Raw genomic sequence first — 21,481 nt, 5'->3', positions numbered from 1 at the left:
GATCTTCTTGCATCTGGAGGGAGTATTGATGCTAGTAGTTCGCCCTATCGCGATGTCGGATTATGACGCGCTGCACACTTGTGCGGTGGAGTCTGGTCACGGATTTACATCTCTACCGGTTAACGAAGAACTGTTAACCAATCGAATCAAACACTCAGAGTACAGCTTTGGTAAGCCAGATGTGGCAGAACCAGGTGATGAAGGCTACCTGATGGTCGGCTTTGACTCTGAAACGGGTGAGGTTGCGGGTACCACCGGAATCGAAGCATCTATCGGCTGGGATGTCCCATTTTACTCGTATCACATTAGTAAAGTGGTGCACTCGTCACCAAAGCTTGGCGTCAATAATGTCGTCAAACTGCTTACTTTTGGTAACAACTACACGGGTAACAGCGAAATTTGTACCTTGTTCTTGCGTGAGAAATTCCGCCAAGGTCTGAATGGTCGTCTCATGTCGAAGTGTCGTTTCCTCATGATGGCTGAGCACCCAGAGCGTTTCTCTGAAACGATCTTTGCGGAGATGCGTGGTGTTTCAGACGACGCAGGCAACTCGCCGTTCTGGCAATGGTTACAAGAGCATTTCTTCTCCATCGATTTCACGCTTGCAGATTACCTGACAGGTATCGGCAAGAAAGGCTTTATTGCTGACTTAATGCCGAAGCTGCCTATCTACATCAACCTGTTGAGTCCAGAAGCGCAAGCGGTCATTGGCCAAGTGCATGACAACACTCGCCCAGCATTAAAGCTGCTTGAGCGTGAAGGCTTCACTAACCGTGGCTACGTGGATATTTTCGATGCGGGTCCAACCGTTGAATGTGACTTACGCAATATTGAATCGGTACGTCACTCGTTCCGTGCGCAAGTGAAAATTGCACAACATAGCAGTACGCAAGACTTCTTGATGTGCAACTCATCGTTCGAAAACTTCCGCGCAGCAGTCACCAAAGCGGCGTATGACCCTGAAACACAAAGCGTCATGATCGCACCAGACGTTGCGGATGCACTTTTGGTTGAGGAAGGGGACTTTGTTCGTCTTCTTCCGCAGTAACAGACGACAGAATTTAAGGATAGAAACAATGACACATTGGATTGCAGGTGAATGGGTACAAGGTCAGGGTGAAGCATTTACGTCTCTGTCGCCTTACAACCAAGAAGTGATCTGGCAAGGCAACGGTGCAACGGCAGAGCAGGTGAATCAAGCGGTATCTGCAGCGCGTGAAGCGTTTATTGACTGGAAAAAACGCCCATTTGCAGAGCGTGAAGCGATCGTGTTGGCTTTTGCTGAGAAAGTAAAAGAGAACAGCGAAAAAATCGCCGAAGTCATTGCCAAAGAAACTGGTAAGCCAATTTGGGAAACGCGCACTGAAGCAGCGGCAATGGCAGGTAAAATTGCCATCTCTATTCGTGCTTACCATGACCGCACCGGTGAAGCGAGCCGTGAAGCGGCGGGCAACCAAATTGTGTTACGTCATCGCCCACTGGGCGTGATGGCGGTATTTGGGCCATATAACTTCCCTGGTCACTTACCAAATGGTCACATTGTGCCTGCGTTACTAGCGGGTAACACCGTTGTGTTCAAGCCATCCGAGCAAACACCTTGGACTGGCGAGCTAGCTATGAAACTTTGGGAAGAAGCCGGTCTGCCGAAAGGCGTGATCAACCTTGTCCAAGGTGCGAAAGAAACCGGCATTGCGCTTGCTGATGCGAAAGGCATTGATGGTGTACTGTTCACGGGCAGCGCGAACACGGGGCATGTATTGCACCGTCAATTTGCGGGTCAACCAGGCAAGATGTTAGCACTAGAAATGGGTGGTAATAACCCGATGGTGATCTCTGATAAATATGGTGATTTGGATGCCACGGTGTACACCATCATCCAGTCAGCGTTTATCAGTGCTGGTCAACGTTGTACGTGTGCTCGTCGTTTGTACGTGCCATTGGGTGAGAAAGGTGATGCGCTCATCACGAAACTGGTTGAAGCGACGAAGAATATTCGCGTAGACCAACCATTTGCAGAGCCTGCGCCATTTATGGGGCCGCAAATCTCCGTTGCCGCAGCCAAGTTCATTCTCGATGCACAAGCGAACCTTCAATCACTTGGTGGTGAAAGCTTGGTTGAAGCTAAAGCAGGAGAGGCGGCGTTTGTTTCTCCGGGCATTATTGATGTAACGAACATTGCTGAGCTACCAGATGAAGAGTACTTCGGTCCACTTCTGCAAGTGGTGCGTTACGAAGGGCTAGAAAAAGCCGTAGAACTGGCGAACGACACGCGCTTTGGTCTCTCTGCTGGTTTAGTTTCAACTGACGACCAAGAATGGGAATACTTCGTTGACCATATTCGTGCAGGGATCGTGAACCGTAACCGCCAGCTCACTGGTGCAAGTGGTGATGCGCCATTTGGTGGTCCTGGTGCGTCAGGTAACCTACGTCCAAGCGCTTATTACGCAGCAGACTACTGTGCGTACCCGATGGCATCAATGGAAGGTCAAGAGACTATCTTGCCTGCAACATTAAGCCCAGGTGTGGCGCTATAAGTTTTAATAACAGAGTCGCAACCATGTATTGCGGCTCACCTTGCCGGCGAATCATTTAGGTATGGGTTGTAGTGATCGTTGGCAGAACACGGAAAGTGAGCAAAGACTCGGAAAAGCGTGTTGACTGACTGGCATTTACCGTCACAGGTTGATGGCTGCTCGTTCATTATTCTGGACAACTTTTCGTTGTGAACGAGCAGTCAACTTCCGCTTACCTTTTAACTCTACATCTCGTAACAAGGAGTCGTTATGACGCCCGATGTGTTATTTGAATCGCTATGGCAAGATTACATTCAACGTCTTTGCCCTTCTGCTGCGAAAGTACATCAGCTGCTTCAAGAAGATGAGCCTCTGATTAATGATCATATAGCTTTACGTACCTTCAATATTGCGCCTCTTGGTATCGAAACCTTAGCTAAACCATTTGTAGCCATTGGCTATCAGGCATGTGGTGACTACGTTTTCGAAAGTAAAAAGCTGGTTGCTAAACACTATGAGCACCCTGATCCGAAGCAACCTAAAGTCTTTATTAGTGAGCTAAAAGTTGAGGAGTGTTCACCTGAGCTGCAAGAGATTGTGAAAAAGCTGGTGGCACAAGTCGATGCAGGCAAGCTGAACGATAGCGCATTCTTACATGGTGGACGCTTGTGGGATTTAAGCTTTGCTGACTACCAAACGTTGGCTAAAGAAAGTGAGTATGCATCTTGGTTGGCTGCGCATGGTTACGGCGCAAACCACTTCACGGTGAGCGTTAACCAGCTCAATGAATACGAAGAAGTGAAGCAAGTAAACGATCACTTACGTACGGCCGGATTTACCATTAATGAAAACGGCGGGGAAGTGAAGGGCACTCCTGAGGTGCTGCTAGAACAATCATCGACCATGGCGGATAAAGTGGCGGTTCGCTTTAGCGAAGGCACTGAAATTATCCCTGGTGGCTTTTACGAGTTTGCTAAGCGCTACCCGATGGAAAACGGTGAGCTGTACCCAGGTTTTGTGGCGGCTTCAGCGGACAAAATCTTTGAAAGTACGAATGGCTAACTTTTAGGGTTAACCTTTCGGCTAACCAACTTGCTCATTAGTCTTTTGTTGCTCTGAGCTTAATGTGGTTACAAGACAAATAAAAAGCCACCAATGTCGCCATTGGTGGCTTTTATAATTTTGTTCGCGTCACTCTGGTTTGAGATTAACGAGTACCGTAAACCACGATAGTTTTACCGTGCGCAGAGATTAAGTTCTGCTCTTCTAACATTTTCAAGATACGACCTACTGTCTCACGAGAACAGCCAACGATTTGACCGATTTCTTGACGAGTGATCTTGATTTGCATGCCGTCTGGGTGAGTCATTGCGTCTGGTTGTTTTGCAAGGTTCAGAAGCGTCTGAGCGATACGACCAGTTACGTCTAGGAACGCCAGGTCACCCACTTTTTGGCTAGTTACTTGAAGACGACGAGCCATCTGCGCAGAAAGGCGCATTAGGATGTCTGGGTTTACTTGGATAAGCTGACGGAATTTCTTGAAAGAAATTTCAGCAACTTCACAAGGAGATTTAGCACGAACCCAAGCTGTGCGCTCTTGGTCTTCCTCGAATAGACCAAGTTCACCAATAAAGTCTCCTTGGTTTAGGTAAGAAAGGATCATCTCCTTACCTTCTTCGTCTTTGATAAGAACCGCAACAGAACCTTTAACGATGTAGTACAAAGTTTCTGCCTTTTCGCCCGCGTGAATTAGCGTGCTCTTTGAAGGGTACTTATGAATATGACAGTGTGAAAGAAACCACTCTAATGTTGGGTCGGTTTGAGGTTTACCTAGAACCATAATATCTCACTTCCTCTGCAGGGTACGCTTGCGCTATCCATATTTTAGCTAAGCCTGAATTAGGCCTACTAGAATAAGAGCACTTTTTATATGCTGCAAGCTCTCTTGTGTTTCGGTAAGAAATAGTATCCTTTTTCGAAAACGATTTCTTGATTTTAATCGTGCCATGATTGAGATTTTGTAAGCAAAACTGTGCACATGATCACGGTATGAAAAGTAAACATCTTCGCAGGCAGGTTTTTAGCCAATTTTCCCTGTTTCGATGAGCTGTTGTAGGATAGGCCGAACTATGAGCTCCATTGCAAAGCTCATCTTACCGCCTGGCACGACAATCGTGTTGTGGCGTGACATGAATGAGCCATCAATCATAGCCAGGAGATATGGGAAGTCGACTTTCTTTATCCCACGCAAGCGAATCACGACAAAGCTCTCATCCAGGCTTGGGATACCTTTCGCGTTAAGTGGGTTGGAGGTATCGACCGTTGGGACGCGCTGAAAGTTAATATGAGTGCGAGAAAATTGCGGAGTGATGTAGTTAAGATAATCGTCCATCGAGCGCACGATAGAATCCATTACTGCTTCTCGTGAATGACCGCGGTCACGAGTATCACGCACAAACTTTTGGATCCACTCTAAGTTTACGATTGGTACCATACCAATCAAGAAATCCACATGCTGCGCAACATTAACATCGCCATCCACAACACCGCCGTGCAAGCCTTCATAGAAGAGAACGTCACTGTTCTCCGGTAAGTCCTGCCACGGTGTGAAGGTTCCAGGCATTTGATTATAAGGTACGGCCTCGTCAAAGGTGTGTAGGTAGCGACGTACGCTGCCTGCGCCATCGTGACCATATTTACGGAAAAACTCTTCCAATCCTGGAAAGTCATTAGCTTGAGGGCCAAAGTAGCTAATGTGTCGACCTTGCTCGCGCGCTTTACGGATTTCTATATCCATTTCAGGGCGAGTAAAGCGATGGAAGCTGTCGCCTTCAACCCATGCGGGTTTAACGTTCATCATATTGAACATCTTACGGAAGGCTTCAGATGTAGTGGTCGTGCCGGCACCGGATGAACCAGTAACCGCAATAATTGGGTGTTTAGCTGACATGACAAACCTTGTCGAAAATTACTTACCTGTAATGTGCAGTAGGCTGCTACTGCACGGTCGATAACCCACTATAGCACGTAACAATGCCTTGTCATTGAGTGGGGTACGGTAAAATGTGAAGGGTCTAAAATTTTGTTTTTACCTGAATATCGACGGTTTCGTGCAGTTCAGAGAACACGATAACCGCTTCGCCTTTTTCTAATTGAGTTTTTACTTGATCCACTTTGTCTTGCAAAGAAACCTCGACGGTTCCGTAATCCGTGCCTTCACGTAAGACGAATTCACGAATTAAGTTTTCCAATGTTTCTGGCGCAATGTCTTGCCATGGAATGATCATAAATACCTCGAACTTTTATGATGAGCGGCTAGTTTACTGCTTTCGCTGCTTGGATACAGCAGAAAGGTAATCTGCGGCAATACTTTCGTAATACGCTGGCAGCGCTTCTTCCAACCAAAATTTCGGCTTGAGCGCTGAACCTGTAAGGAAACCAACATGCCCACCGTGCTCAAAGAGACGGTAATCAATATTATCTGGCAGAACAAATTTCGGGATCACATCGTCGGTCATGAATGGATCGTCTTTGGCGTGAATGATCAGTGTCGGTAGCGTGATCTGTTGTAATTTACTTAAGCCAGAACATTGATCGTAATAATCTTGTGCGTCTTTAAAACCGTGCAGTGGTGCCGTGATCAAATCATCGAATTCATACAATCGTGTGACACGTTTTATTGAGTTGTAGGACAAAGCGAGCTCGCCATGCAACAAGTGATGTTTTTGCAATGCGTTGCGTTTGAGCGAAGAGAGTAGGTAACGGCGATACACTTTCGAAAAGCCTTGTTCAATACGGTTCGCACACGCTGCTAAGTCTAAAGGTGCTGAGATAATGGTCGCCGCATTCAAAATGGGGTGGTCTTTGTATTGGGCTAAATAATTCGCCAACATGTTACCGCCAAGAGAAATGCCAACCGCAACTTTGGGGTTATCAGGAAAGCGTTGCTCAAGGTGCTCTAAGAAGTGGCGGGCGTCAGTCACTTCACCAGAATGATAGGCGCGAGCTTTCTTGTTTGGCTTACCGCTACAACCGCGGAAATGCATCATCACCGACAGCCATCCGGATTGAGCAAATGCATTCATTAGGCCATTGGCGTAAGGGCTATAGAAGCAGCCTTCTAGTCCATGAAATAAAACAAAAATCGGCTTTTTTTGCGCAGGTTCTTGGGTTGGGTCCTCGCTCCATGCGAGATCGAGAAAATCGCCATCGGATGTATCGAGGGTTTGCCAAATCGGCGTAAACAACGCTTTTTTGCGAATAAAACGCGGTAAAAGCGTTTGAAGGTGCGGGTTTTTGATCCCGGCGGCTGCGAAAAATTGTGTCATACCTAACTGCTCTTATGCGGTTCTTCGGTGTCAGTTGAAGAACTTATTAATATAATCCTTTATAAAGATTATAGGTATTCTACAGATTTATGGGCGTTTTGGTGGGTGAATGTTTGGCACCGGAATAGCAAAGGCCTGTTGCAAATGCTCACCACCAAGTTGACGACAGTATCTCAGCGTGAGTGGGGCGCCATCATTTTTGACCAGCGTGAGCGAGTTAATGCAGTTCACCAAATCCGCTTGTTGCTGCTTTTCTAGTTGCAGCTCAAACTGCAAGGTTTCACGATATAAAGCGTCATTGACTTGAGACTTTAGATGGCGACGTAAGTCGCGAAAAGAGTGCAGTAAGGTTTCGCTTCGGCCCAGACAGCTCTGCACCAGAGGCCAGTCTTTTTCTTGGAAAATGAGTTGCTGCTCATCGAGCCATCTGAGCAGCAGGAGTAGGTTCACGTTGCCGTGATAATTGTTCTGTAATGATAAACACGCTTCTTTCACTTCTCGCACACCATAAAATTGCAGACTGAACTGCCAAAGGTGTTCTAGGGTGAGTGTGTATTCAGCGTGTTGATTACTCATTGATTAAACTCTAGCTCCATCTGCTCCAGTTCTTCCTGAGCAGACATCCATTCCATTTCAATTTCTTCGAGCTCTGCCTTACTAGAAGCTTGAAGAGCCAGCACTTGGTTAAGTTTAGCTTTATTTTCGGCTTCATACAGTGAGTTATCTGCCAATTGTTCTTCAGCTTCGGCCAGTGCTGCACCTAACTTATCCATTTTATTTTCTAATTGTGTCAGCGTTTTGCGAATTGGCGCCGTCTGCTTACGAAATTCTGCATCGCGACGTTTCTGCTCTTTTTTCGCTGCCGCGCTGTTGGCGCTATCTTTGGCTGGCTGTGCAGCTTGTGCTTCTTTGCGTTCCGCTCTTTGTTGCTCGGTTAACCACTTGTAGTAGTCGTTTAAGTCACCATCGAACGGCGCAACTTGACGATCGTGCACCAAGTACAAGTCATCGGTTGTAGCACGCAATAGGTAACGGTCGTGCGAAACAATCACCATTGCACCTTCGAACGTTTGCAGTGCCATCGTCAATGCCTGACGCATGTCCAAATCCAAGTGGTTGGTTGGTTCATCAAGTAGCAACAGGTTTGGCTTTTGCCACACAATTAAGGCCAGCACTAAACGGGCTTTTTCACCACCCGAAAACGGTGCGACTTTCTCCAGTGCTTTGTCGCCTTGGAAGCCAAAGCTGCCTAGGTAATCACGTAGCTGTTGTTCGGTTTGATCCGGCGCGATCTGCATCATGTGTTGCAGAGGCGTTTCTTCTGGGTGCAGCGTTTCTAATTGATGCTGGGCAAAGTAACCTATTTTTACACCTTGTGAGTAAGTCAGATCGCCACCTTGCGCGTTAAGCTCACCAGAGAGCAATTTGATCAAGGTCGATTTACCCGCGCCATTACGGCCGAGTAGACCAATGCGACTGCCAGGAACCAAGTTCAAGCGGATCTTCTCTAAGATCAGGTTGTCACCGTAGCCTGCCGATACTTCATCCATCATCATGATTGGGTTTGGCAGCGCCGCGGGCTCACGGAATTGGAAGCTAAATGGGTTATCGAATTGAGCGGGTAACACTTTTTCCATGCGCTCCAAAGCTTTAATACGGCTTTGAGCCTGGCGTGCTTTCGAGGCTTTATAACGGAAACGGTCGATGTAGCTTTGCATGTGCGACATCTGTTTCTGTTGCTTCTCGAACATCGCTTGCTGCAGCATCATTTTTTGCGCTCGTTGGTTTTCGAACGACGAATAGTTACCCGTGTATTCGTTCAATTGTTGGTTTTCGATGTGAATAATACGGCCAACAATTGGGTCAAGGAAATCACGGTCGTGCGAGATCAGGATCAGTGTACCTGGGTAGTTTTGTAGCCAACGTTCAAGCCACATCACTGCGTCTAAGTCCAAGTGGTTGGTTGGCTCATCGAGTAGCAATAAGTCAGAACGGCACAATAGCGCCTGGGCTAAGTTAAGGCGCATACGCCAACCACCTGAGAATTGAGTCAAACTCCAACTCATTTGCTCTTGGCTGAAACCTAAACCGTCGAGCAATTCTGCCGCGCGAGCGCGAATGCTATAACCGCCGATGGTTTCAATTTTACCGTGGATCTCGGCAACCAAGGTGCCGTTGTCTTGTGCTTCCGCTTCAGCCAACTGCTTTTCGAGCGCTCGGTACTCGCGATCACCATCAATGACGTATTCCAGTGCAGTGCGCTCTAGCGCAGGCGTTTCCTGTGCGACCCAGGCCAACTCCCAATGTTGAGGTTGGCTAAATGAGCCTGCATCAATCGACAGTTCATCTTTCAGCAATGCAAATAGCGTTGATTTACCGCAGCCGTTTTTGCCCACAAGGCCGACTTTATCGCCAGGATGGATAGTCGCTGAAGCTTGATCTAAAAGAGGTTTACCGCCACGCAGTAACTGAATATCAGAGAAGGTAATCATAAAGTTTTCATTCACTTTGCGCAGTGCGCGTTGCTTGGTTACATAGCGAAGTGGTTTCAATCGTTTTTAAAGCCACTTGGGTATATATCTAGCGGTGAATAGTAGGGGTATTGGCCGGAAAAGTCGATTGATTCGCTTTAATTGCATTATGCTGTACAAAAAAGTATAACAATTTGATAACGGATAAAAATAACCACAAGGACGACCATTTGGCTGTTGCACCGTCTATTCTCCCAAGAGTTCTGGTCATTTATGCTCATCCAGAGCCACATAACTCGATTGCTAATCAAGTGATGATTAAAAAAGCTCAGTCGCTTGATCACGTCACTGTGCACGATCTTTACGGTGTTTACCCTGACTTCTTTATTGATGTGAATTACGAACATGAGTTGTTGCTCATGCATGATGTGATCGTGTTTCATCACCCGCTTTATATGTATTCATGCCCAGCCCTGTTAAAAGAGTGGTTGGACCGAGTGCTGGGCAAAGGTTTTGCTTTTGGCGGAGGTTCGGCACTAGAGGGAAAATACTGGCGCAGTGTGATTACAACGGGGGGGAAAGAAGAGGCCTTTAGCGCGAAGGGGTACAACAAATATCCATTAGAGCAAATCTTACAACCGTTTGAACTGACGGCCGCCTTGTGTCAAATGCACTGGATTGAACCTTTGGTGTTGTATTGGTCGCGTAATGTCTCGGATATTGAGCGGTATGAGCACGCCGAACTGTATCGTCGGTGGTTGAACAACCCACTTGAAAACTGGGAAGCAACAGACCAAGGAGGTCAGTATGGCGATAACCAGTGAGTTTCTTCAAAGTAGCGTGGTCTTTCTCTCGGCTGCGGTTATCGCGGTGCCGATTGCTCAGCGTCTCGGACTTGGCTCGGTTTTAGGTTATTTACTTGCCGGTGTGTTGATTGGCCCTTGGGGCCTTGGCTTAATCAGTGATGTTGATGCTATTTTGCACTTTGCTGAACTTGGGGTCGTGTTGTTACTGTTCTTGATCGGCCTTGAACTAAATCCTAAAAAACTGTGGCAAATGCGAGGACCGATTCTAGGTTTAGGCGGCGCGCAGGTGGTGGTTACGACCGCCGTGCTGGGCAGTGTCGTCAGTATGTTCGGCGTAAGCATGCAAGTGAGTTTGGTGATTGGGATGGGATTGGCGCTGTCCTCGACGGCAATTGCTCTTAAAGTGATTGAAGAGCAAGGGCTCAATGGCACCGAAACGGGTCAGTCTGGTTTTGCAGTATTGCTCTTTCAAGATATTGCCGTGATCCCAATGTTGGCAATGTTGCCCTTGCTTGCTGGCGGGCAGAGTGGCGGTAGTTGGTTGGATGTCTTCACGGTATTAGGCAGTGTAGTGGCCCTGTTGATTGGTGGCCATTTCTTATTGCGTCCACTATTTCGCTTTGTTGTGATGAGCGGCGTTCGTGAGCTCTTTACCGTCGCCGCACTATTGGTCGTGCTTGGGATTTCTGTCGTGATGCAAAAGCTCGGGCTTTCTATGGCTCTAGGGACTTTCTTAGCCGGCGTTCTGCTGGCTGAGAGTGAGTATCGACATGAATTGGAAATCGCTATCGAGCCGTTTAAAGGTTTGTTGTTGGGGTTGTTCTTCATCGCGGTTGGCATGGCGGTAAATTTGGGGTTATTGGCATTACACCCTTTAGAGATTCTGGGCGCGGTGGTGGCTTTGGTCGTGGTTAAGGGCTTGGTTTTGTATGCATTGGCGAGAGCTGCCCGTGTCGGAGCCAAAGCGAGAAGCCGTATGGCCGCGATTTTAAGCCAAGGTGGTGAGTTTGCCTTTGTCATATTTACCGCAGCGAGCCAAGAGGGCATTTTATCCAAAGAGCAAGTAGCGTTTTTGTTGGTGGTGGTTAGTTTATCCATGGTGACGACACCACTTTTGCTGATGGGACAAAAAAAATGGTTTGCTCATACTCTGAATCAAGAAGAAGAGGGCATGACCACGAAAGTAGTGGATCGTCGGCCACGTGTGATCATTGCAGGCTTTGGACGTTTCGGTCAGATCGTCGGACGTTTAATGTATGCCAATAAAATCAAAGTGACGGTATTAGAAAGTGATGCCAGTCAAATCCATCTACTGCGCAAGTATGGTTACAAAGTGTTTTATGGCGATGCTACCCAAATTGATCTTTTGCGGGCTGCTGGCGCAGATAAAGCAGAAGCATTGGTCATTTGTACCGATTCACCTGATGAGGTGATGGCCATCGTTGATATCTGCCGCGTGCACTTCCCGAAACTTAAGTTGCTAGCCCGAGCAAGAAGCCGTGTCGAGGCGTATCAGTTAATGAGCCACGGTGTCGAGAATTACTCTCGTGAAACATTTTTAGGGGCATTGGATCTCGGTCGCCAAGCGCTCGTAGAACTTGGTATGCACCCATATCAAGCAAAGCGGGCAGAAGCACATTTTCGTAAGTTAGATAATGCTATGCTTAAGGACTTATTGCCTCAGCACAATGAAGATAAGAAATTGGCTCAGAGAGCGAAAGAGGCACGCAAAGAGCTAGAAGAAATTTTTGGTCGTGAGATGGAGAGCGACCATCAGTCACCTAATCATTGGAAGTAGTACTTGAGCCAAGACTCAAGCTAAGGAAATAGCGTGAAAATCAAGAAACGTTTTATTGCCGGCGCTAGCTGCCCAAATTGCAGCCAGCAAGATACCCTGCGCTGGTGGATTGAAAATAATATCGAGTTAGTTGAGTGTGTCGAGTGTGAGTTTACTGAGCAGCGTAAACCGCAATCTGTAGAGAAAAATAAACACTCAGATCAGGAAATGATCGGAATTTTTAAGCCGGAATAATTGAACTTCGATAATTGATCCCCATAATACACCCAGATATCTCAGTACTTAACCCCATTCAGGTTAAGTCAATTAATCTCCCTGGAGTTAGTATGAAAATTGAAAAGAACGTTGTTGCAAGCCTTGCATACAAAGTAATGATGGAAGACGGTGTCGTTGTTGATCAATCAACAGCAGAAGCGCCTCTAGATTACCTTCACGGTCACAACAACCTAATCACTGGTCTTGAAAAAGAGCTTGAAGGTAAAGTGGCTGGCGACAAGTTCTCAGTAACGGTAGCTCCTGAAGAAGCTTACGGCGAGCACAACGATGCGCTAGTACAACGCGTTCCTGCGGACGTATTCCAAGGCGTTGACCAAATCGAAGTGGGCATGCGCTTCCTGGCTGACACTGACCAAGGTCCAATCCCTGTAGAAGTAACAGAAGTTGATGGCAACGAAGTGGTTGTTGACGGTAACCATATGCTAGCTGGTCAAACACTAACTTTCGAAGTAGAAGTTATGTCTACACGTGAAGCAACAGCAGAAGAGATCGAACACGGTCATATCCATCAAGCTGGTGGTTGTGGTCATGACCATGATCACGATGATGAAGGCTGCTGTGGCGGCGGCAGCTGTGGTTCTCACTAATCACAAGCTCCTTCACTAGATAATCTTATCTAGTAAAGCTTTGAAAAGCGCAAGTTGAGGTTTCAACTTGCGCTTTTTGTTTATCTAAGGTGTAGTGCATAGAAGAAAAGAACAACTCATGGAAAAAGCGATGACAAAACCTTTCTCGATTGCGATTCATGGTGGCGCAGGCACCATTTTACGTGAACAGATGAGCAATGAACTTCAGCAATCCATCTTGGCTGATTTGGAAGCGTCGGTAAAAGCCGGCCATCAAATTCTTGAGGAAGGCGGCGACGCTTTGGATGCAGTTGTTTCTGCAGTAAAAGTGTTGGAAGACTCGCCTAACTTTAATGCTGGTAAAGGCTCGGTGCTGACCAACAACGAAATGGTAGAAATGGACGCCTCTGTCATGGATGGTCGAAACCAAGCCGCAGGCGCGGTCGCTGGTGTTCGTCATATCAAGAATCCAATTGAGCTCGCTCGTGACGTGATGCGAAACAGCAATCACGTGTTGTTGGTGGGTGAGGGCGCAGAGAAGTTTGCTTTTGAGCAAGGCCATGAGTATACCGAGCAAGATTACTTCTTTACTGATCGCCGTTATGAGCAACTGCTTTCGATGCGTGAGAAAGGACAGTTTGCTTTGTCGGAATCTCGTTATCCAGATGATCGTAAGCACGGTACAGTTGGTGCGGTGGCATTGGACCAACAAGGCAACTTAGCCGCTGCCACCAGTACGGGTGGCGTGACGAATAAGCAATACAATCGAGTCGGAGATTCGGCTTTGATAGGCTGCGGCACGGTGGCCGAAAATGGCGTCGTCGCGGTCTCGACTACGGGTGTCGGTGAGTTTTTTATCCGTAAACGTGTCGCAGAAGACGTCGCCGCGCGGATGCGTTATTTACAAGAAGATATTCATACTGCTTGTGAGCATATTATTCAGGGGGAACTGAAAGAGATGGGCGGCGAAGGCGGTCTAATCGCCATCGATGCACAAGGTGAGTTGCACTTTGCGATGAACAGTTCTGGTATGTACCGAGCTGGCATCAACACTCAAGGCGAGTTGAGCGTCAAAATCTACGCTGACGAATAGCTTCCTCTTGAGCAACCTTCTTAAGTAATCAATACAACAAAGCCCAGAACACGTTCTGGGCTTTGTGCTATTTGAGCCTGCATTTTAATAATGCGGTGGTGGGGTTTCTTCTGACGGATCGGCTAAATTCGACGAGTCCATATTTTTTACTTTACCTACCACATATTTCATCTGATCGAGCATCTTGGTAATTTGCAGTTGCTGCTGCGATAAGGCGCCGTTCAGATCTTCAATAGTCTGTTCTTGGAACGCAAGCTGACATTCTAAGTCATTAATGCGTGCTTCCAATTGCTGAATGATTTTTTCTGTCATGATCCGTTCTCTAACTGCCAAGCTTGGGCAATACCTGCTGAAGTAGCAGTAATTACGCGTTGTTTTGAATCAAAGGCTGCATCATACACGACCGCACGGGGAGGGCGAGTGTCTTTTTTGGGCTCCACTTCAAATCCGCCAATCCGTTTTCCGGTTTGAGTATCCCATATTGAAACGCGGCCAGAAGGCGTTCCTGTCACTAACTGAGTTCCGTCATCAGAAAATCGCGCAGTAGAGAAGATCAATTGGCGCGACCAACTGCTCAACTGTGTGACCTCTTGTCCAGTTTTTAAATCCCAAATTACCGCTTGGTTTCCGCCATCGGATGTCATTGCTAACTTGCCATCTCGTTGCAGGGCAACACGAACAACCCGTTGTTCATGTTCGAAGGTCCGCAGCACTTGTCCGGTTTCGGTGTCCCACAAATACGCTTTGTAGTCATTACCACCAGTCAGTGCGAAGCGGCCATTAGGAGAAATGGCGACGGAATTGACTTTTTCACGATGCGCAAGGAACTCCAAGCGACGTCCGGTGACTAAGTTGACGTAAATTGCTTTACCGTTGGATAACCCGAGCAGAACTTGTTCACCGTTACTGGTGATATCAACGTCGCGAATGAGCGCATCAGAAATAGACCAAAGGCCTTCGGATTGCGTCCAGCCTAAGTCCCAAACTGCGAAGTTCATTTGGCTCGCTGTGACTGCATAGCGACCATTGTCTGAGATACGAATATGGGATACCACGTTGGCATCGGCATCGAGCTCACCCAGGTTGGCTAGTTGTTCATTTTGCTCTAGGTCCCACAACATCAAATGGTGTTGCTGAGAATAGAGCAGAGCAAATCGTCCATCTCTGCTAAGTGCGAAGCTCGTCGCACCCTGAGGCTCTATCGGCCAACGGTGCACTTCACGCTCGGCGAAAAAGCAACCATTTAACGTGGTGATGACAATTAAATATAGGAATAAATGAGAAATTCTTTGCATCACATCTAATAATCCGGTTTGTGTCTTAAGACATATAGCTAGTATATTGGTATAACGATTGTCTTCACTAGTCTCATAGAAGATTTGTGCACAACAACCAATGGCAAAGCCATTATTGGGAGAATTTAATGAAATCAGTTTTAAAAGTGTCGCTACTTGCTGCAACAGTTATGCTAGCGGTAGGTTGTCAGAAAGAAGAAACTAAAACAGAAGCCGCACCTCAAGCAGAACAAGTTCAAGCAGAAACCGGTAAAGCGGTTCACTTTAAAACCGACGACGATAAAGCGGCATACGCAATCGGTGTTTCATTTGCTAACTACCTAAGCACAAGCATCGACAAGCCAAGCGAAATCGGCATTAATCTTAACAAAGACTTGGTACTAAAAGGTATCGAAGACGTCTTCAAAGGCAATGCTGAATTGAATGAAGAAGAAACACGTGCAGCACTAGAATCTCTAGATAAGCGTGTTGCTGAAAAGATGCAAGCACAAGCGGCTGAGAAAGCAGCTGAAGCAAAAAAAGCTGGCGATGATTTCCGTGCTGAGTTCGAGAAGCAAGAAGGCGTAGTGAAGACAGATACAGGTCTTCTATACCAAGTTATTACTCCTGCTGAAGGTGAGAAGCCAAAAGACACTGATACGGTTCAAGTACACTACAAAGGTACGCTAATCGATGGTACGCAATTTGATAGCTCTTACGATCGTGGTGAACCTGCAACCTTCCCACTTAACCGTGTAATCCCAGGTTGGACAGAAGGTGTTCAGCTAATGCCTGTGGGTTCTAAATTCAAATTCGTTATCCCGCCAGAGCTAGCATACGGTGATCAAGACACACCAAGCATTCCTGCTAACTCAACGCTAGTATTTGAAGTTGAGCTGCTAAAAGTCGAGAACGACAACGCAGAGCAATAACAATAAGCAGCGATAAGTTATTGAAAAAGGTCCGTTTAACGGGCCTTTTTTGTTCTAGGTCACTAGTTGGTGAGTTTGCTAGGTTGATTTTCAAATTTTCTGATAAACTTACACCAATTTGTTGATTTTTCGCTCGAAGGCTTATGACAACTACAGAAACAATAAACGCGGAGATGTTGCTCGAAATGGAATCCGTTAACGTGATGCCGTTTACCGAGCACGACAAAATCATTTTAAGATCTTATGAGGCGGTCGTTGATGGTATCGCCAGCCTGATAGGTCCCTTTTGTGAAATCGTTCTTCACTCGCTAGAAGACTTAAATACCTCTGCAATTAAAATCGCTAACGGTGAAAACACGGGTCGCCAAGTCGGCTCACCGATCACTGATTTAGCGCTTAAAATGCTAAAAGACATCGAAGGCTCGGAGCGCAACTTCTCACGTTCGTACTTTACCCGTGCAAAAGGTGGCGTGTTGATGAAGTCGATCACTGTTGCCATTCGTAATGGTGAAAATCGCGTGATTGGTTTGTTGTGTATCAACGTCAACTTGGACGCGCCCTTCTCGCAAGTCCTTCAATCTTTCATGCCAACGCAAGAAGCAAAAGAAGCGGCTTCCTCGGTTAACTTTGCTAGTGACGTAGAAGAGCTGGTGGACCAAACTGTTGAACGCACCATCGAAGAGATCAATGCGGATAAATCGGTATCGAACAACACCAAGAATCGCCAAATCGTGATGGAATTGTACGACAAAGGCATCTTCGATATTAAAGATGCCATCAACCGCGTTGCAGATCGTCTTAACATTTCAAAACACACCGTCTACTTATACATTCGTCAACGTAAAACCGAGGACGATGAAAAGTGAGTAAACTGACTTACACGTTGGTGGTGAACGGTCCTGTTTACGGTAGCCAGTCAGCGCGCAGTGCTTATCAGTTCGCCAAGGCGGTGATTGAGCAAGGCCATCAGTTAGTGAGCGTTTTCTTTTATCAAGAGGGCGTGACCAATGGTACTGCTTTGAGTGTGCCTGCCAACGACGAATTTGATCTCAATAAGGCATGGCAATCTTTGGCAAAAGAGCATGGTGTTCGTCTAGAAACTTGTGTTGCTGCGGCTTTGCGTCGCGGGATCGTAAGTGAAGAAGAAGCGAATCAACATGGTTTGGTCCAGAGCAATCTAGCGGAAAGTTTTGAGCAAGCCGGCTTAGGCAGCTTAGCCGAAGCGATGTTAACTCAAGACAGAGTGGTACAGTTTTGAGTCAGCTAACTTATCTATTTCGTAGTGCGCCGCATGGCAGTGCGGCTGGTCGTGAAGGTGTGGATGCACTATTAGCCGCGTCGGCTTACTGTGAAGATATCAGCGTCATTTTCATGGGAGATGGGGTTTACCAGCTTCTACTAGGACAAGAACCGAGTAAGATCTTGAGCAAAGATTATGCGCCGATGCTGAAGCTCTTCGATTTATACGATATTGAACAAGTCTTTGTGTGCTCAGAGTCATTAGCTCAGCGAGGTTTGGCTCAAGCGGACTTAGTCATTGAAGCTCAAGCGTTAAGCTCAGAGCAGCTCAAAGATAAGTTGCAACACGCTGGCAAGCTACTGTCGTTCTGAGGAAGTTATGCTACATATTATAAAAACGGTCTCCGCTCTAGAAGACGCCATGCCCTTATGCAGTGCACAGGATGACATCTTACTTATAGAAGATGCCGTGTACGCTGCTAACTCGCAGCATAAAGCGTTCTCCCACCTAAAAAACCGCAGTGTATTTGTGCTAGAGAGCGATATTCACGCTCGCGGTATTGCGAATCGTATCAGTCCATCACTGACGATCGTGAATTACTCAGGCTTCGTTGAGCTCACAGTTAAACAGGATAAATCGCTTACTTGGGATTGAACGTGATTTACTGTCGCTAAAGCTTTACGGATGAATTGTTCTAATTGAACAAAAAAGATCCGTATATTTCTTGACACACCTCTCACTGCTGCATAGAATTTTGCGTCCCTAACTGCAATGGTAGTTGGGGATAGATTTTTCACAAAGCTTACTTTCAAGTAAATCAGGAGCTAGTTAATGGCAACTATTAACCAGTTGGTACGTAAGCCTCGTGCAAAGCAAGTTGTTAAAAGCAACGTGCCTGCACTAGAAGCGTGCCCACAAAAACGTGGTGTATGTACTCGTGTTTACACTACTACACCTAAAAAACCTAACTCAGCACTTCGTAAAGTTTGTCGTGTACGTCTGACAAACGGCTTCGAAGTTACATCGTACATCGGCGGTGAAGGTCACAACCTTCAAGAGCACAGTGTTGTACTAATCCGTGGCGGTCGTGTAAAAGACCTTCCGGGTGTACGTTACCACACTGTTCGCGGTGCACTTGACTGTGCTGGCGTTAACGACCGTAAACAAGGTCGTTCTAAGTACGGTGTGAAGCGTCCTAAGTCTTAATGGATTCCGTTAAGTAAGGCCAAACACTAAATTATTTTTAATTTTTTGAAAAAACTGAAAAGTTTTGGATAAAACCTGAAGAAGACAACGGAGATAAATCCATGCCACGTCGTCGCGTCATTGGTCAGCGTAAGATCCTTCCAGATCCAAAATTCAAATCTGAATTGCTGGCAAAATTCGTTAACATCCTAATGGTTGACGGTAAAAAATCTACTGCAGAGAAAATCGTTTACACTGCACTAGATGCTATGGCTGAAAAGTCTGGTAAAGACCACTTAGCTATTTTTGAAGAAGCTCTTGAAAACGTACGCCCTGCGGTAGAGGTTAAATCTCGCCGTGTTGGTGGTTCAACTTACCAAGTACCTGTAGAAGTACGTCCGGTTCGCCGTAACGCACTTGCTATGCGTTGGTTGGTTGAAGCTGCGCGCAAGCGTGGTGAAAAATCTATGGCTCAACGCCTAGCAGCTGAAATGCTAGACGCGTCTGAGAACAAAGGTACTGCGGTTAAGAAACGTGAAGACGTTCACCGCATGGCTGACGCAAACAAAGCGTTCGCTCATTACCGCTGGTAATACCTTCTGTGCTGCGAGGTTCTCTCGCAGCACTTTTCTATACTCTAAGGTACACCTTAGTAAGAGGATACAATCGTGGCTCGTAAAACTCCTATTGAGCGCTACCGTAATATCGGTATCTGTGCTCACGTAGATGCAGGAAAAACAACCACAACTGAGCGTATTCTGTTCTACACTGGCCTTTCTCACAAAATCGGCGAAGTTCACGATGGTGCAGCAACCATGGACTGGATGGAGCAGGAGCAGGAACGTGGTATCACTATCACATCCGCTGCGACTACTACATTCTGGCGTGGTATGGAAGCACAGTTCCCTGAGCATCGCGTAAACATCATTGATACCCCTGGACACGTTGACTTTACTATCGAAGTAGAGCGTTCTCTTCGTGTACTTGATGGTGCTGTGGTTGTGTTCTGTGGCTCATCTGGTGTTGAACCTCAGTCTGAAACTGTATGGCGTCAAGCAGACAAATACCACGTTCCACGTTTGGTATTTGTAAACAAGATGGACCGTGCGGGCGCAGACTTCCTACGCGTTGTGGACCAAATTAAAAATCGTCTTGGTGCGAACCCTGTTCCAATCCAACTGAACGTTGGTGCAGAAGATGAGTTCAGAGGTGTCATCGACCTTATCAAGATGAAGATGATCAACTGGAATGAAGCCGATCAAGGCACTTCGTTTACTTACGAAGACATCCCAGCTGACATGATCGAACTTGCTGAAGAGTGGCGCAACCACATGGTTGAATCCGCTGCTGAAGCTAGCGAAGAGCTGATGGACAAGTACCTTGAAGAAGGTGAATTGACTGAAGCTGAGCTCAAACAAGCTCTACGTACTCGTACACTAAACAACGAAATCGTACTGGCCACTTGTGGTAGTGCGTTTAAGAACAAAGGTGTTCAAGCGGTACTAGATGCTGTGATCGAGTTCTTGCCATCGCCAGTTGACGTACCTGCAATTAAAGGTGTTGACGAAAGAGAAAATGAAGTTGAGCGTCACGCTGACGACAACGAACCATTCTCTGCGCTAGCATTTAAGATCGCGACTGACCCATTCGTGGGTACGCTAACGTTCATGCGTGTTTACTCTGGTGTAGTAAACTCCGGCGACGCTGTTTACAACTCTGTAAAAGAGAAGAAAGAGCGTTTCGGTCGTATCGTTCAGATGCATGCGAATAAGCGTGAAGAAGTGAAAGAAGTTCGCGCTGGTGATATCGCTGCTGCTATCGGTCTGAAAGACGTAACAACAGGTGACACACTGTGTGATCAGAACCACAAAGTGATTCTAGAGCGCATGGAGTTCCCTGAACCAGTTATTCAGATTGCTGTAGAACCTCGTTCTAAGGCAGACCAAGAGAAAATGGCTATCGCGCTAGGTAAACTGGCTGCGGAAGATCCATCATTCCGCGTGGAAACGGACGACGAATCAGGTCAGACTCTGATCTCAGGTATGGGTGAACTTCACCTAGACATTATCGTTGATCGTATGAAGCGTGAATTCAGCGTTGATTGTAACGTTGGTAAACCTCAGGTTGCTTACCGTGAAACCATTCGTGGTAAAGCGGAAGTTGAAGGTAAGTTTGTTCGTCAATCAGGTGGTCGTGGTCAATACGGTCATGTGTGGGTCAAACTTGAGCCTTCTGAACCTGGCGAAGGTTTCGTATTCGTAGACGAAATCGTGGGTGGTGTGATTCCTAAGGAATACATCAGTTCGGTATCGAAAGGTATCGAGGAACAAATGAATAGTGGTGTTCTAGCGGGTTACCCTGTACTAGATATTAAAGCTACACTATTTGATGGTTCTTACCACGATGTAGACTCAAGCGAGATGGCGTTTAAGATCGCTGGCTCGATGGCATTCAAGAAAGGTGCACTAGAAGCACAACCTGTGATTCTAGAACCAATGATGAATGTCGAAGTAACCACTCCGGAAGACTGGATGGGTGACGTTGTTGGTGACCTAAACCGTCGTCGCGGTATCATTGAAGGCATGGACGAAGGTGTGGCTGGTCTTAAGATCATCCGTGCTCAAGTACCACTATCTGAAATGTTCGGTTACGCAACTGATCTACGTTCTGCAACTCAAGGCCGTGCGTCTTACTCTATGGAGTTTCACGAGTACGCTGAAGTGCCGAAAAACTTCGCAGATAAAATTATTGCAGAGCGTGGTTACTAATTGACGATTGAACTACAAAAAGTTTACGACTTTTTGCGAGATCAGGGCGTCCAAATATTGCGCTAACGGGCGTTGGCGCATAAAATAACAATTTCTGGCGCGTCGTCGATCAATAATGATCACGACGAATCATAACTAGGAAGGAACACGATCGTGTCTAAAGAAAAATTTGAACGTACGAAACCGCACGTTAACGTTGGTACTATCGGCCACGTTGACCACGGTAAAACA

24 protein-coding genes are annotated in these 21,481 nt (G+C 46.7%); 16 read left to right on the top strand and 8 right to left on the bottom strand.

Annotation, left to right across the window (positions count from 1 at the left end; translation table 11 throughout):
* Positions 1 to 28 precede the first annotated feature (28 nt).
* The 3 genes from astA (at position 29) to MSG33_RS22450 (ending at position 3,575) form a co-directional block, all read left to right on the top strand.
* Positions 29 to 1,048 (top strand): arginine N-succinyltransferase, encoded by a 1,020-nt coding sequence (astA, locus tag MSG33_RS22460; RefSeq protein ID WP_124009053.1) that lies wholly within the window; start codon positions 29 to 31, stop codon positions 1,046 to 1,048.
* A 28-nt stretch (positions 1,049 to 1,076) separates the two neighbouring features.
* Positions 1,077 to 2,534, top strand: a complete 1,458-nt coding sequence (astD, locus tag MSG33_RS22455) for a succinylglutamate-semialdehyde dehydrogenase (protein WP_164667101.1) — start codon at positions 1,077 to 1,079, stop codon at positions 2,532 to 2,534.
* A gap of 249 nt (positions 2,535 to 2,783) precedes the next feature.
* On the top strand, positions 2,784 to 3,575 hold the full coding sequence (locus MSG33_RS22450) for a DUF1338 domain-containing protein (protein WP_005397681.1): 792 nt from the start codon (positions 2,784 to 2,786) through the stop codon (positions 3,573 to 3,575).
* A 145-nt stretch (positions 3,576 to 3,720) separates the two neighbouring features.
* Here the strand turns inward: MSG33_RS22450 and crp are convergent, their stop codons facing one another.
* From crp to MSG33_RS22420, 6 genes are all read right to left on the bottom strand, one after another.
* On the bottom strand, positions 3,721 to 4,353 hold the full coding sequence (crp, locus tag MSG33_RS22445) for a cAMP-activated global transcriptional regulator CRP (protein ID WP_005381432.1): 633 nt from the start codon (positions 4,351 to 4,353) through the stop codon (positions 3,721 to 3,723).
* Between the two features lie 240 nt (positions 4,354 to 4,593).
* Positions 4,594 to 5,463: a phosphoribulokinase gene (locus MSG33_RS22440; protein WP_005397679.1), complete on the bottom strand. Its 870-nt coding sequence runs from the start codon at positions 5,461 to 5,463 to the stop codon at positions 4,594 to 4,596.
* A gap of 124 nt (positions 5,464 to 5,587) precedes the next feature.
* Complete coding sequence (locus MSG33_RS22435; protein ID WP_005397677.1) at positions 5,588 to 5,800, bottom strand: YheU family protein; 213 nt, start codon at positions 5,798 to 5,800, stop codon at positions 5,588 to 5,590.
* A 33-nt stretch (positions 5,801 to 5,833) separates the two neighbouring features.
* Complete coding sequence (locus MSG33_RS22430) at positions 5,834 to 6,841, bottom strand: hydrolase (protein ID WP_046874535.1); 1,008 nt, start codon at positions 6,839 to 6,841, stop codon at positions 5,834 to 5,836.
* 87 nt (positions 6,842 to 6,928) lie between these two features.
* Entirely contained in the window at positions 6,929 to 7,417 is a 489-nt protein-coding gene (locus tag MSG33_RS22425) for a TIGR02444 family protein (protein WP_005397673.1), read from the bottom strand.
* Positions 7,414 to 9,333 (bottom strand): ABC transporter ATP-binding protein, encoded by a 1,920-nt coding sequence (locus tag MSG33_RS22420; protein WP_164667104.1) that lies wholly within the window; start codon positions 9,331 to 9,333, stop codon positions 7,414 to 7,416. The genes MSG33_RS22425 and MSG33_RS22420 overlap by 4 nt, the downstream gene beginning before the upstream one ends.
* 209 nt (positions 9,334 to 9,542) lie before the next feature.
* Between MSG33_RS22420 and kefG the strand changes: the two genes are divergently transcribed.
* The 5 genes from kefG (at position 9,543) to MSG33_RS22395 (ending at position 13,851) form a co-directional block, all read left to right on the top strand.
* Entirely contained in the window at positions 9,543 to 10,136 is a 594-nt protein-coding gene (gene kefG / locus MSG33_RS22415; protein WP_145474426.1) for a glutathione-regulated potassium-efflux system ancillary protein KefG, read from the top strand.
* Entirely contained in the window at positions 10,120 to 11,916 is a 1,797-nt protein-coding gene (gene kefB / locus MSG33_RS22410; protein ID WP_046874533.1) for a glutathione-regulated potassium-efflux system protein KefB, read from the top strand. Before kefG ends, kefB begins: the two co-directional genes overlap by 17 nt.
* Positions 11,917 to 11,949: 33 nt before the next feature.
* Complete coding sequence (locus tag MSG33_RS22405; protein ID WP_005381449.1) at positions 11,950 to 12,150, top strand: YheV family putative zinc ribbon protein; 201 nt, start codon at positions 11,950 to 11,952, stop codon at positions 12,148 to 12,150.
* Positions 12,151 to 12,242: 92 nt separating this feature from the next.
* Entirely contained in the window at positions 12,243 to 12,779 is a 537-nt protein-coding gene (slyD, locus tag MSG33_RS22400; RefSeq protein ID WP_005397664.1) for a peptidylprolyl isomerase, read from the top strand.
* A gap of 130 nt (positions 12,780 to 12,909) precedes the next feature.
* Positions 12,910 to 13,851: an isoaspartyl peptidase/L-asparaginase gene (locus tag MSG33_RS22395; protein ID WP_248382162.1), complete on the top strand. Its 942-nt coding sequence runs from the start codon at positions 12,910 to 12,912 to the stop codon at positions 13,849 to 13,851.
* An 84-nt stretch (positions 13,852 to 13,935) separates the two neighbouring features.
* Here MSG33_RS22395 and MSG33_RS22390 read toward each other — a convergent pair whose 3' ends face one another.
* Both MSG33_RS22390 and MSG33_RS22385 read right to left on the bottom strand, forming a co-directional pair.
* On the bottom strand, positions 13,936 to 14,163 hold the full coding sequence (locus tag MSG33_RS22390) for a SlyX family protein (RefSeq protein ID WP_005381455.1): 228 nt from the start codon (positions 14,161 to 14,163) through the stop codon (positions 13,936 to 13,938).
* Positions 14,160 to 15,146, bottom strand: a complete 987-nt coding sequence (locus MSG33_RS22385) for a PQQ-binding-like beta-propeller repeat protein (RefSeq protein ID WP_046874532.1) — start codon at positions 15,144 to 15,146, stop codon at positions 14,160 to 14,162. Before MSG33_RS22385 ends, MSG33_RS22390 begins: the two co-directional genes overlap by 4 nt.
* A gap of 128 nt (positions 15,147 to 15,274) precedes the next feature.
* Between MSG33_RS22385 and fkpA the strand changes: the two genes are divergently transcribed.
* From fkpA to fusA, 8 genes are all read left to right on the top strand, one after another.
* On the top strand, positions 15,275 to 16,057 hold the full coding sequence (gene fkpA / locus MSG33_RS22380; RefSeq protein WP_005397659.1) for an FKBP-type peptidyl-prolyl cis-trans isomerase: 783 nt from the start codon (positions 15,275 to 15,277) through the stop codon (positions 16,055 to 16,057).
* Positions 16,058 to 16,200: 143 nt separating this feature from the next.
* Positions 16,201 to 16,923 (top strand): transcriptional regulator, encoded by a 723-nt coding sequence (locus MSG33_RS22375; protein ID WP_031780643.1) that lies wholly within the window; start codon positions 16,201 to 16,203, stop codon positions 16,921 to 16,923.
* The gene (gene tusD, locus MSG33_RS22370; RefSeq protein ID WP_012841341.1) at positions 16,920 to 17,315 is read left to right on the top strand and encodes a sulfurtransferase complex subunit TusD; all 396 of its coding nucleotides are present in this window, start codon (positions 16,920 to 16,922) and stop codon (positions 17,313 to 17,315) included. Before MSG33_RS22375 ends, tusD begins: the two co-directional genes overlap by 4 nt.
* Positions 17,312 to 17,668: a sulfurtransferase complex subunit TusC gene (tusC, locus tag MSG33_RS22365; protein ID WP_005397648.1), complete on the top strand. Its 357-nt coding sequence runs from the start codon at positions 17,312 to 17,314 to the stop codon at positions 17,666 to 17,668. The genes tusD and tusC overlap by 4 nt, the downstream gene beginning before the upstream one ends.
* 7 nt (positions 17,669 to 17,675) lie before the next feature.
* Positions 17,676 to 17,951 carry a sulfurtransferase complex subunit TusB gene (gene tusB / locus MSG33_RS22360; RefSeq protein WP_041852883.1) on the top strand — a complete coding sequence of 92 codons (276 nt, stop codon included), beginning with the start codon at positions 17,676 to 17,678 and terminating at the stop codon, positions 17,949 to 17,951.
* A 177-nt stretch (positions 17,952 to 18,128) separates the two neighbouring features.
* The gene (gene rpsL, locus MSG33_RS22355; protein ID WP_004399892.1) at positions 18,129 to 18,503 is read left to right on the top strand and encodes a 30S ribosomal protein S12; all 375 of its coding nucleotides are present in this window, start codon (positions 18,129 to 18,131) and stop codon (positions 18,501 to 18,503) included.
* A gap of 101 nt (positions 18,504 to 18,604) precedes the next feature.
* On the top strand, positions 18,605 to 19,075 hold the full coding sequence (rpsG, locus tag MSG33_RS22350; RefSeq protein WP_005382796.1) for a 30S ribosomal protein S7: 471 nt from the start codon (positions 18,605 to 18,607) through the stop codon (positions 19,073 to 19,075).
* A gap of 75 nt (positions 19,076 to 19,150) precedes the next feature.
* The gene (fusA, locus tag MSG33_RS22345; RefSeq protein WP_005397643.1) at positions 19,151 to 21,250 is read left to right on the top strand and encodes an elongation factor G; all 2,100 of its coding nucleotides are present in this window, start codon (positions 19,151 to 19,153) and stop codon (positions 21,248 to 21,250) included.
* Positions 21,251 to 21,481 lie beyond the last annotated feature (231 nt).

The sequence above is a fragment of the Vibrio sp. 1CM7H genome, assembly GCF_023161645.1.
In the GTDB taxonomy this organism is placed as follows: domain Bacteria; phylum Pseudomonadota; class Gammaproteobacteria; order Enterobacterales; family Vibrionaceae; genus Vibrio; species Vibrio diabolicus.
The sequence above is the reverse complement of the archived record's forward strand: the minus strand, read 5'-3'. Positions and strand labels throughout refer to the sequence as shown.